This window comes from uncultured Bacillus sp., from assembly GCF_958411575.1.
Classification (GTDB): domain Bacteria; phylum Bacillota; class Bacilli; order Bacillales; family Bacillaceae; genus Bacillus; species Bacillus spizizenii.
This window is the reverse complement of the sequence record NZ_CATYRA010000008.1, coordinates 73,110-85,682: the sequence shown is the minus strand read 5'-3', so window position 1 is coordinate 85,682 and position 12,573 is coordinate 73,110. Positions and strand designations below refer to the sequence as shown.

Genomic DNA, 12,573 nt, shown 5'->3' with positions numbered 1-12,573 from the left:
CCTCTATTAGAAAATTTCCATTAATTTATCCAGTTCATCCAGCGTCAAATCGTCGTCGCCAAGGTCACTCGGCGTCAGTTCCGTTCCATCTTGAGATAGGCAATGTTCAATGATTCTGAGAAGATGGGCTTTAAAGCTGTCGCTGAATGTCTTTATCGTTTTTTCATGAAATTCAAGAGAATGATAGGCCATTGACATCGTCAGTTTTCCGTTTTCAATGTATCCGACAACATCAAGCGCGTTCGGTTTTTCTGTTTCCGGGCTTAACGACTGTCCTGAAGGCAGCTCTGATCTCTTGAACAAGCCTGCATCCGACATGTCATCGAACTGTCCTAAGTAGTTAAAGCTGACATCCGGCTGAATCGAGAACGCCACATCTTCTTTATGTTCCGGCGCCGTCAGATAGCGGAGAATGCCATACCCGACTCCCTTATTCGGTACATGTCTGATATCTTCTTTCATTTGCTTCAGCTGGTAGCCCAGATCATCCGTATGCTTCATATCGAGTACCATCGGGTACATACTCGTAAACCAGCCGACTGTCCGGGAAATGGTCAGGTCTTCTATGATTTCTTCACGTCCATGCCCCTCTAAATGAACACTTACTCGATCCTGACCTGTCCACTCCTTCATCGCCAATCCGAATGCCGTCAGCAAAATATCATTCATTTCTGTGTGATATGCCTCATGCACCTTGGTGGTGAGCTGTTCTGTCTCTTCAGCAGTCAGCGAAAATTCGATTGTCCTTGTATGTTTCATTCGCTGATCACCAGATTCACGATCCTTCGGAAGGTTTGCCGCGACAGTTTGTTCTTCAAGCTGTCTCCAATACTCTTTTTCTTTCAAAAAGGCTTTGGAGTTCGCGAAGTCTTGTAATCTCTCTGCATACTCCGCAAATGAATGTGTTTTCTGCGGGAGAACCGGTTCATTGCTTTGCTCAAGCTGTGTATATACCGCGGCGAAATCCTCCAGTAAAATCCGCCACGACACGCCGTCAACCACTAAGTGGTGAATGGCAAGAAGCAAGTGGTCTCCGTCTTCCGCTTGGAACAAGCCTGCTTTTAACAAGCCGCCTTCCTGCAAGTCGATGCTGCTCTGCAGCCGTTCCGCTTCTCTCTCTATGCGGTCTTCATCATCTTTCGCTTGGCCCTCGATTTGAATGATCTCCAATTGAGCTGAAGCATCTTCAAGTCCTCTATTGTATTGAACGACCTCTTTCGTTCCCTCACGATAAACCATGCGGAGTGCGTCATGATGTTCGATCAGTGCCTGCAATGTTTTCTCCACCCGTTCAGGATCAAAGCCCTTCGCGGCGTGAAGCATCACTGACTGATTCCAATGGTGCTTGTTCGTGAAATTCTTTTCAAAGAACCAGCGCTGGATCGGTGTCAGAATGACTTCGCCCTCCACTGGGCCTTGGTCTGCCTGTTTGCCTTCGGCACGCTCCACGTATTGGGTCAGCTCTTCGATCGTCGGGTGCTGGAAAAGATCTTTCATTTCCAGCTTCCAGCCGTGCTGGTTCAAGCGGCTCGCCATCTGGATTCCTTTGATGGAATCTCCGCCGAGCGAGAAGAAATTGTCACTGACACCGACTTCAGAAATACCGAGCACGTCCTGCCAAATGCCGGCAAGCAGCTCTTCCATGTCCGTTGTCGGCGCTTTGTATTCTCCGCCCCCTGCTTCGATATCCGGCTCCGGCAGCGCTTTGCGGTCTACTTTGCCGTTTGCGGTAACCGGAAGTTCGTTCAGCGTCACCCAGAACGCCGGGATCATATAGTCCGGCAGGGTTTCTTTCAACGAAGACTTTAACGCTTCTATGTCAGCTGTTTCCGGTGTGACATACGCCGCGATCGCTGTATTGCCGCCTTTATCTTTGACAGCTGTTACCGCAGCATCGTGCACCTCAGAAAGCTGGGCGAGCTGGACTTCGATTTCTGAGAGCTCGATCCGATAACCGCGGACCTTGACCTGCTGGTCGATCCGGCCGATGTATTCGATGGCGCCGTTCACCCATTTCACCAAATCGCCGGTGCGGTACATGCGTTCACCCGGCACAAACGGATCAGCGACAAACCGCTTCGCGGTTTCGTCCTCTTTATTCAGATAGCCTCGCGCCAGTCCGCGTCCCGCCACGCAAAGCTCTCCGGCCACGCCTTCCGGCTGCACCTGATTGCCCTCGCCGAGAATGTACACTCTCGTATTGGCGATCGCCTGCCCGATGGAAAGCGAGCCTTCCTCCGGGTTGATTTCTGTGCTCGTGGCAACGACCGTATTTTCTGTCGGCCCGTAGTTGTTGACGAGCGTGTACGGCTGTTTGACCGCACGCTTCAGCTTGTCTCCTCCAGTCAAGAGGACACGTAGTGATGTGTTCTCAAGCTCCATGAACTGTTCCGCCAGCTGCGTCGGCAGGAAGGTAATCGTCACGCCGTGTGTTTCGAAATAGTCGTTCAGGCGGACGATATCAAGGCGGATTTCTTCATCAATGACGTGAAGCTCGGCGCCAATTGTCCAAGTCGGGAACATCTCCCAAATGGAGGCATCGAATCCAAAGCCCGCGTATTTCGCACTGCGGTCCTCCTCTGTCATGCTGAACGCGTCGTGGTGCCAGAAGCACAGGTTCACAAGCGCATGATGCTCAACCATGACACCCTTCGGCTGCCCGGTCGTTCCAGACGTGTAAATCATGTACGCGAGGTTTTCCGCGTTTGTATCCGTCTCTGGATTTTCTTCATCGTTTTCATCTAGCGGCAGGCTTAGAATCGTACGATCTCCGTCGAGAAAAATGACGTCTCCTGAGAAGCTATCCGGAACTGAAATGCCTTCCTGTTTCAAGAGAAGCTTCGCGCCGCTGTCTTGTAAAATATAATCAATCCGCTGATCCGGATAATCAGGATCAATCGGCACAAACGCCGCTCCCGCCTTTAAGACGCCGAGCACCGCAGCGGACATTTCAAGCGACGGCTTCGTGAGAACGCCGACGCGCTCATCCGCGCTGATGCCGCAGTCGATCAGAATCCGGGCAAGACGGTTTGCCTTCGCATTCAGCTCGCCGTACGTCCATGACTGTCCGTTGAATGTGACAGCCGGGCGGTCTTTGTGGCGCTGAGCGGTCTCTTCGAATAGCTGATGAACGGTTTTATCTGTCGGCACAGAAAGGTTTTTGCCCTTCCATGCGTCGAGAAGCGTTTGTTTTTCTGTTTCAGTGACGATTGACAGGCTGGCAAGCGGTTGGTTCGGATTGCCTGTGACAGCATCTAGAAGCTGCATCCAGTATTGTTTCCATCGTTCGATTGTTTCAGGTTTAAACAGCGCTGTATTGTATTCAAGTACGAACGTAAGCCCTCCGTCCGTTTCGTCAGCCGTCAGTGTGATGTCAAACTTGGCCGTTTTCCGGTCAAACGGATGCGGCTCCAGCTGAATCCCTTTCATCGTTAAATCCTTGATGTTCGCATTTTGCATCGAAAATACTGCATCGAATAACGGATTTCTGCTCGTGTCACGCTGAACCTGTACGTTTCCGATCAGATCCTCAAGCGGATAATCCTGCGCACCAAAAGCATTGAGCGCGGTTTCTTTCACTTCGCTAAGATAGTCAGCAAATGTTTTTTCACCTTTCGGATACGTGCGCAGCGCCAACGTATTGACGAACATTCCGATGACGCGGCTGACGTCAGCTTGGGATCGTCCGGCTATCGGTGAACCGACGATGATATCGTCTTGCCCGCTCAGTTTCGATAAAAACGCACTGTATGAAGCCAGAAGCACCATGTACAGTGTGGAATCCGTTTCTTTTGCTAGTCTGCGCAGAGCTTCAGCTTTGCCTGCTTCTAATGAAAATGCAATACGGTCTCCTTCAAATGTTTGAACGGCAGGCCGGCTATAGTCAGTCGGTAGCGTCAGCACCGGCAGCTCTCCGTCCAGCTCCTTCAGCCAGTGCTCCTCTTGTTTCTTGTAAAGCTCAGACTGAATGAACTGCTGCTGCCACACGGCATAATCCTTATATTGAATGCGGAGCGGCTCAAGGGTTTCTCCGTCGTACAGCTTCGAAAGTTCCTCAATCAGCACACCAACAGACGCACCATCAGAAATAATATGATGCATATCGAACAGCAGCACATGCTCAGTGTCTGAATGCTTGATCAGACCCATTCTAAACAGCGGGAGCCGATCGATTTTGAAAGGCTTGATAAACTCAGAAACGATCCGCTCTGTCTCTTCTTCTGCAGCTTCGAAATATGCCATCTCACACTCAGCTTCTTCCCAGATCCGCTGCACCGTTTCTCCATCTTTTATTTCAAACGTGGTTCTAAAGGCTTCATGACGCTGCATTAACTGCTGCATGACGCTGTTAAGCCTTTCAACATCAAGCTCACCTGTAAGGCGCAGAACCGCTGGCATGTTATAGCTCGTTTGCGCTCCTTCAAGCTGCTGGAGCACATACATCCGTTTTTGCGGTGAGGAAACAGGATACGTATCTTGTTTCTTTGCCGGGCTGATGCTGATGGCTGTCCCTTTTTCAGCAGAGGCAATTACCTGTGCTAAGCCCTCAACCGTAGGTGACTGGAAGAGATCTTTAAGTGACAGTTCAACACCCAGTTCCTGATGAACTAAGGCAAGCATCTTCATGCCTGCTAATGAATGTCCGCCGATGTCAAAGAAGTGATCATAAACGCCGACCTGTTGAACCTGAAGCACCTGTGCCCAAACGTCTGCGAGTTGTTGTTCCGTTTCATTGCGAGGCGCAACATATGAAACACCTCTTGAGACGCTGGCATCAGGAAGCGGCAGCGCTCTCCGGTCGATTTTTCCGTTCCCGGTCAGCGGCAGCTCGTCCATTTGAATAAACACTGCAGGAATCATGTAAGCCGGCAGATCCTTTGCCGCATGTTCTCTCAGCTCTTGAGATGAGATTTCTCCCTCCCCGACAAAGTACGCGCAGAGCAGCTTGTCTCCCGCGCCTTGATCAACAGCAAGCACAACACTCTCTTGCACGCGGTCGTGGGTTTGCAGCTGATGTTCGATTTCTCCAAGCTCGATGCGCTGTCCGCGAATTTTCACCTGATGGTCGATCCGACCGATAAATTCGATGTCGCCATTCGGCAGCCATCTGGCGAGGTCACCCGTTTTATACATGCGTTCGCCGGACGTAAACGGATGCGGAATGAACTTCTCCTCAGTCAGTTCTGGACGGTTGTAATAGCCTTTCACGAGTCCTTCGCCGCTCACACAAAGCTCCCCGGCGATCCCGGCAGGCTGCACGTGTCCCGCCCGGTCAAGGATGTATACTTCCGTATTGCTGACCGGTTTTCCAATCGGAACAGACAGTGTGTCCTCCTCCAATTCATCAACCGGATGATACGTCGCGAAAACCGTGCTTTCAGACGGCCCATACATGTGAAGGAGCTTGCCTTTTCCAACCGTTTGCAAAGCTTTTCTTACATGCTCAACCGAAGCCCGCTCCCCGCCAAACATAATCTTGCGCAGCGTTGACAAGCATGCCGGATTCAAGTCCACAAGCAGGTGGAACAAAGCAGTTGTAATCATAAGAATGCTGATGTTCTCCCGCTCAATAACACGAGACAGGCGAGCCATATCCAAAACGGTTTCTTTCGGTATCAGTACAAGCTTGGCACCGTTTAACAAAGAACCGAACATATCAAACATAAACGCGTCAAACACGTAATTGGAAAGTCCGAGAATCGTGTCCTGTTCCGTAATGCTGAGATAATTCGTTTCCTTCACCGTGCGCAGAATATTGGCATGTGTCACGATATTTCCCTTTGGTGTTCCTGTCGTTCCGGAAGTATACGTCAGATTGGCCATCGCCGAAGAATCAAGAGGCAGTGTGAAATTTTGCGCATCAGCATGATAGCTTTCTTCCTCATCTGCAAGCACGATAACGCCGTCGAATTCCGCTTCCTCTGCTAAAGCCTTTAATTTTTTCTGAGTGAGAAGCACCTTCGCTCCGCTGTCACAGAAGAAATGCTGCATCCGCTGAATCGGATGTTCCGGATCAATCGGAACATAAGCCGAGCCAGCTTTTAAAACTGCGAGGATCGACACAATCATGTCCATTGACCGTTCGCACAAGACAGCGGCTGTTCTGCCTTCGCCTGCTCCGAGAGAAAGAATGCCGCGCGCTAAACGATTGGCCCGTTCATTCAGCTCACGATAGGTAAGTGATTTGCCTTCATATTGAAGTGCCGGATGGTCTGGCGTTTTCGCCGCTTGCTCTTCAAACAGCTGAACAATCGTTTTTTCTTTCGGATAAGGTGTTCTGCCCGGGTTAAACTGCTGAATTTGCGAAGCAACCTCCTCTTCAGAAAGAAGCTTGTACTCAGAAATCTGTTTCTCAGGCTCAGCCGCAGCATCTTCTAGCAAACGCGCAAAATGGTTGAGCAGCCTGTCAGCCGTGCTTTGCTTAAACAGGTTCGTGCTGTAGTCCAAATCAAGCTCAATGCCTTCATCGGTTTCTCTCGCCTGCATCGTCAAATCAAACTTTGCAATCTTGAAGTTGGTCTCATGAACAGACAAGATCAGATCACCGACAGCCGGAATACCCTCTGTCGCATTTTGAAGACTGAACATCGTGTCAAACAGCGGATGTCTGCTTACATCACGCGGAATGTTCAGATCTTCAACAAGCCACTCAAACGGATAGTCCTGATGAGAAAAGGCGTCCAGCACCTGTTTGCGGACACGAGTGATCAAATGGGTAAACGTCTCGTCCTGCTTCACTTCACTGCGAATTGCGAGCGTATTGACGAACATCCCGACAATGCCCTCTATATCGGAGTGGTTTCTGCCCGCAGACGGTGTGCCGACAATGATGTCATCCTGTCCCGTATACTTTGACAAAAGCGTATAGTAAGCGGACAGCATCACCATATACAGCGTGGCGCCATTTTGTTCAGCCAAACGATTTAAGCGATCCTTTAATCCCGCATCCAGCTTGATTGACACCCGATCCCCTTCAAAACTTTGAACAGGCGGTCTCGGATAATCGGACAGAAGCTGAAGCACCGGAAGCTCGCCCGCAAAGACCTCCTTCCAATACGCCCGGTCCTTCTGGTACCCTTCAGCAGCCTGGCCGCTTTGCCACACAGCGTAATCCTTATACTGAAGACGAAGCTCAGGAAGCTGTTCGCCTTTGTATATCCGTGCTAACTCCTCCAAAATAATGCCAATGGACACACCGTCAGAAATCAAATGATGCATGTCAAACAGAAGCATATGACGGTTCTCTTCAAGCTCCATCAAGCCGATTCTGAACAGCGGTGCTTTTGCCAAATCAAATCTCCGGACGAATGAAGTCATAATTGCCTCATCTGAGCGGCCGCCTCTTTCAATCATCTCGATGTTGAAATCGACGCTGTCATGAATTTTCTGTCTCGGCGTGCTGTTTTCAAGAATAAATGACGTTCTCAGAGACTCGTGGCGGCGGATTAACCCTTGAAATGCGCGCTCCAGCTTTTGAATCTCTAAAGGCCCTTCCAAAATCGCTGCCGCCGGCATGTTGTATCCAACACCCGCATCCTCGAACTGGCTGACGATATAAGTTCGCTGCTGTGCCAAAGAAAGCGGGTAATGCTCCTGTTTTTCAGCAGGTTCAATCGCTGCAAATTCCTGGATTTCTCTGTGTTTGGCTTCCTCCGCAAGAGCCGCAATCGTCGGATGCTCAAACAAGTATTGAAGCGGAATGTCAGCGCCTGTTTCCTTATGAACCTTTGTTAAAAGCGTCATAGCCTTCAATGAATGCCCGCCCGTTTCAAAGAAATTGTCAAAGATCCCCGCCTTCTCAACATTCAGCACGTCCTGCCAAATGGCTGCGATTGCTTTTTCCATATCATTGCGCGGCGCCGTATAGGCTGTTCCGCTGACCGCCTTCACCTGTAATGCAAACAGCTTTCGGCGGTCCACTTTACCGCTTGGCGTGAGCGGAATTTCTGTCACTTCTGTCAAGTAAGCCGGTACCATATAGTCAGGAAGCTGTCTGGCCGCATGCTCCCGCAGGCTGGCCGGAGCAAATTCGCTGCCAGTCGTCTGCACAACATATGCGCAAACCTCAAGATTTCCCTGTTCGTCAGGACGTGCCAAAACAACGGCTTTCGCAACGTCTGGCGCCTGCTGAATCACGGCTTCAATTTCTCCAAGCTCAATCCGGTATCCGCGGACTTTGACCTGGTCATCCTCTCTGCCTAAATATTCGATTGTTCCATCTGGCAGCCAGCGCACCACGTCTCCGGTCCGGTACATGCGATCGCTTGGCACGAATGGATCTTGTAAAAACTTCTCAGCCGTCAATTCAGGCAAATGTAAATAGCCTCGGCCAACACCGTCGCCTGCGATATAAAGCTCGCCCGCCACACCTTCCGGCTGCAGCCTGCCTCTTTGATCCAAAATATATAAACGGTTATTCCCCAGCGCTTTCCCGATCGGCACATACGCTGATTGAACGGCACTCTCTGGGATAACCTGATGAACGGACGCGTCAACACACGTTTCAGTCGGCCCGTACACATTGGTCAAACGCGGCGCTGTGCCTGCTTCTTTAAATAGCTTCAACAGCTTGTCCGCAACAACAGACGATAGGCCCTCTCCTCCAATCAGCATATGCTTCAGCTTGAGACCTTCAAAATCGCCCGCCGCGATCAGCATTTGCAGATGGGCAGGTGTTCCATCCGTCGCTTCAATGCTGTGCCTGCGATAATATGCAGCAAGGGCAGATCCGTTTGTCACTGTTTTCTTAGATACGATATAAAGGGTTTGTCCCAAAAGAAGCGACGCGAAAATCTGCTTCACTGACGCATCAAAGTGGAACGGCGCAAGCAATGCCATCCGCAGTGTTTGGCTGCCGCTTTGGTAAATCGCCTGCTGCAAAGATTCAACCAAGTGATGAACCTGGCGATGCTCGATCATAACACCTTTCGGACGTCCGGTTGTTCCCGATGTGTAAATAATGTAGGCAAGGTTCCGTGCGTTCACATCTGCATTCAGGCTTTCGTCTGCACCTTCGGAAATCGCCTGATCAAAATCAATCAGCTCAGCATCAGCTGCAGGAGCCGCAACCTTCGATTCAGTCAGGATGAAGTCCGCGCCGCAGTCCTCCAAAATATATTGAATGCGCTCCGCCGGAAAAGCGGGATCAATCGGCACATAGGCTCCGCCGGCTTTTAAAATCCCCATGATAGACGTAATCATCCGTTCTGAGCGTTCAATCAGAACCGCGACAGGACTGTCTGGGCCAACCCCTTTCTGTTTCAGCACATTGGCGATGCGTGCAGATTGTTCATGTAATGTTCGATAGGACAATGTGCGATCTTCAAAAACAACCGCTGGATGATCAGATAGCAGTTCAGCCTGTTCTTGGAACAGCTCTGGAATCGTCATATCCTTACGATAGCTGACAGATTCACCGCCGGCCCTCGCAAGCAGCTTCTCTTTCTCCGCTTCAGAAATCAGCGTTAATTCATCAATTGCATCATCTGGATGCGATAATGCATTCTCCAGCATCGTCATCATGCGTTCACAAACAATTTTGATTTCTTCACGTGAAAATAAATCAGTGCGGTAATCAAAATCAATGGTGAGTTTCCCTGTATCCCATCGATCCTTTACATGAATCGAGACATCATTTAATCCGCTGCCGCTGAAAATCGGCTCAGTCAAAAAGGAAAGATCCTCTTCTTTCTCCCACTGCATCACCTGATATTCAAGAGAAATCGTAAACAGCTTGGTCAGCGAGCTCTTTGTTTCACGCAAATCATTGATCAGGAGGTTATACGGGTATTTTTGGTGACGAAGCGTCTTCATGAGATCCTTCATCCGGTCTTTGACAAAACCTAAAAACGACTGACCGCCGTCTACGTTTGTCCGTAGCGGAACTGTCGAAACAAACATGCCAAACATCTGCTTCTCTTTCGCATTTGTCCGGTTGCCCATAAAGGTTCCCGTCACGACATCATTCTGACCGCTGACTCTGTACAAATAGGCGGCAAGCACCGATTGAAACACCGAAAGAACACTGACCTTGTTTGCCTCACAAAACGATAGGATCTGCTGATGAAGCGCTTCAGGCACATCTTTAGAGAACCTCTCAGCATCTAAACTCCCACCTGCGGAAGCATTCCGTTTCAGGGAAACAAGTTCAGGCACCGATTCGAATTGCTTGTTCCAAAATACCTTATCCTTTTCAAACCGCTTCGATTGAGCATAGTCCTGTTCAGATAAAACATGATCGATAAATGAATGCGAGATTCCTTCTTTTGTTTCTGAGGCGCCGGCTAATTCTAAATAAATGTGCATAACCGCATTTCCGAGTATATTCATAGAGATTCCATCAGAAATCACGTGATGAACATTTGCGTAAAACCACACTTCATTTTCCTTTATGGTGAACATGGAAAAACGGAACAAGTCACAATCGTACAGCCGTAACGGTTTTTTCGTTTCCTCCCGGCTCCATTGTGAAATAGTCTCAATCGCATTCGGATCTCCAGTGGTGTCAGTATGTTTTATATCAACAGGCCGATACTCGCTTATATATTGAACAGGCTCTCCGTTTTCATCGAGCCGTAAACGAAGGCGCATAGCGTCATTTCTGCGGATAAACTCTTGAATCGCCTGCTCAACAAGCACCCAGTCAACCTTATCAGTTGAAACCAGCTTACCAATCCCCGCAAGATTCGAAATACTTGTGTGAGGATAAAATTTTTCTGTGTACCAAATTCGTTTTTGTGCATCCGTTAAAGGGTAAAAAGTTATTTCCATATTGTCATACCTCCCCTAATCTTCAATAACTAGTGAACATGTGCAGCGTATTTTCCCTTTCTTATCCATATAAGCTTTTAAACCTTATGAACTAACAGTCGAAAAAGCCAAAAGTACTACACTTAAAAAGCAGTGCATCCAAACAAAAAAACAGATTGCCGCTATCAAAACGGGCTGCCATCATCATCATTGCGGTGTTTAACACTAGCGGATACAGACCGCAAGATCCCTCATCCCAACAGGAAACAGTTTTGGCTATTTATTCATTGTTTTCAATATTTTTTTACATTACTACCGTTCACTTTAAATGAAAAAAATGTTTTTATCACCGAAAAATGGGTGAAAAGTTTCATGCGGGATGCCGAAAGATTCCAGTTTATTTACTGGGATATTTTTGCGGGATGCCGCAAAAATTTCCACTAAACATTATTTACAGAAAAATAAAAATTTTTAAAACTCGTCCACCCTATTAATTCCCCTTTATTGTTGAAAGCCATTTACATTCTTTACATGACATCTATTTACCGCGCAAAAACCGAAAAACGAGCAAAAAAAAGACACCCTTGCGAAGAGCGCCTTACAACGATTCCTTTATGACATTTTTGTCGATATCAATCAGTTCCATATAGCCTTTCCCCCACTCATACATGGCATCAAGAATCGGCATGAGGCTTTCTCCTTGCGAGGTCAATGAATATTCAACCTTCGGCGGGACAACCGGATACACTTCCCTGTGAACAATCATATCCTGCTCAAGCTCTCTCAGCTGATTTACGAGAATCTTATGCGTAATATCAGGAATCAAAGTTTTTAATTCATTGAACCGTTTTGTGCCTTCTTTTCCTAAATGCCACAAAATGAGCATTTTCCATTTACCGCCGATCACTGCAAGCGTTAATTCCTTCTCACAATTAAACCTTTTGTCGTCCATCCGGCTCAAAGAAATCCCCCCTTAGTATACTATTTGTATGTTAGAGACGTATCATCACTTACTTACTTTTTCGCAGACTCCTTTTTATTATACTCACTCATAAAACCAAGCGAAAGAAATCTGATTGCCTCTCCTCACAGTATCCTCCAAGTAACTAGTTGACTTCAAAGTGCCTACTTCTCATCAATAGAGGGAACCTATAGAATGAAAAATAATTCGAAAAAGGGAGTGGATTAACAATGGAATTACAGCTTGCATTAGACCTCGTAAATATCCCGGAAGCCATTGAGCTCGTCAAAGAAGTGGAACAATACATCGACGTAGTTGAGATCGGAACACCAGTAGTCATTAATGAAGGCCTCAGAGCCGTTAAAGAAATAAAAGAAACATTTCCGCAATTGAAGGTTCTAGCAGATCTGAAAATCATGGATGCCGGTGGATACGAAATCATGAAAGCGTCGGAAGCAGGCGCTGACATCATCACCGTTTTAGGGGCTACAGACGACGCAACGATTAAAGGCGCAGTAGAAGAAGCCAAAAAACAGAAGAAGAAAATCTTAGTGGACATGATTAACGTGAAAGATATTGAATCCCGTGCGAAAGAAATTGACGCACTCGGTGTTGACTACATCTGCGTCCACACTGGATATGATCTTCAAGCAGAGGGTAAAAACTCTTTCGAAGAATTAACGACAATCAAAAATACCGTAAAAAACGCAAAAACCGCAATTGCGGGGGGCATCAAACTTGATACACTTCCTGAAGTGATCAAACAAAATCCTGACCTTGTCATTGTTGGAGGCGGAATTACAAGCGCAGCCGATAAAGCAGAAACGGCTTCAAAAATGAAACAGCTTATTGCCCAAGGATAA

3 protein-coding genes are annotated in these 12,573 nt (G+C 48.1%); 1 reads left to right on the top strand and 2 read right to left on the bottom strand.

Annotation, left to right across the window (positions count from 1 at the left end; translation table 11 throughout):
* Nucleotides 1-6: 6 nt before the first annotated feature.
* Together srfAA and hxlR are read right to left on the bottom strand one after the other, a co-directional pair.
* A complete protein-coding gene (gene srfAA / locus Q5C82_RS14225; protein ID WP_302267804.1) occupies nucleotides 7-10,770 on the bottom strand; it encodes a surfactin non-ribosomal peptide synthetase SrfAA in 10,764 nt (3,587 codons plus the stop codon).
* 577 nt (nucleotides 10,771-11,347) lie between these two features.
* Nucleotides 11,348-11,710 (bottom strand): transcriptional activator HxlR, encoded by a 363-nt coding sequence (hxlR, locus tag Q5C82_RS14220; protein WP_003224931.1) that lies wholly within the window; start codon nucleotides 11,708-11,710, stop codon nucleotides 11,348-11,350.
* Between the two features lie 230 nt (nucleotides 11,711-11,940).
* Between hxlR and hxlA the strand changes: the two genes are divergently transcribed.
* Nucleotides 11,941-12,573 (top strand): 3-hexulose-6-phosphate synthase, encoded by a 633-nt coding sequence (gene hxlA, locus Q5C82_RS14215; RefSeq protein ID WP_003224929.1) that lies wholly within the window; start codon nucleotides 11,941-11,943, stop codon nucleotides 12,571-12,573.

Coding starts and splice junctions, on each gene's coding strand:
- srfAA (WP_302267804.1), bottom strand. CDS start 10,770: ATGGAAATAACTTTTTACCCTTTAACGGATGCACAAAAACGAATTTGG.
- hxlA (WP_003224929.1), top strand. CDS start 11,941: ATGGAATTACAGCTTGCATTAGACCTCGTAAATATCCCGGAAGCCATT.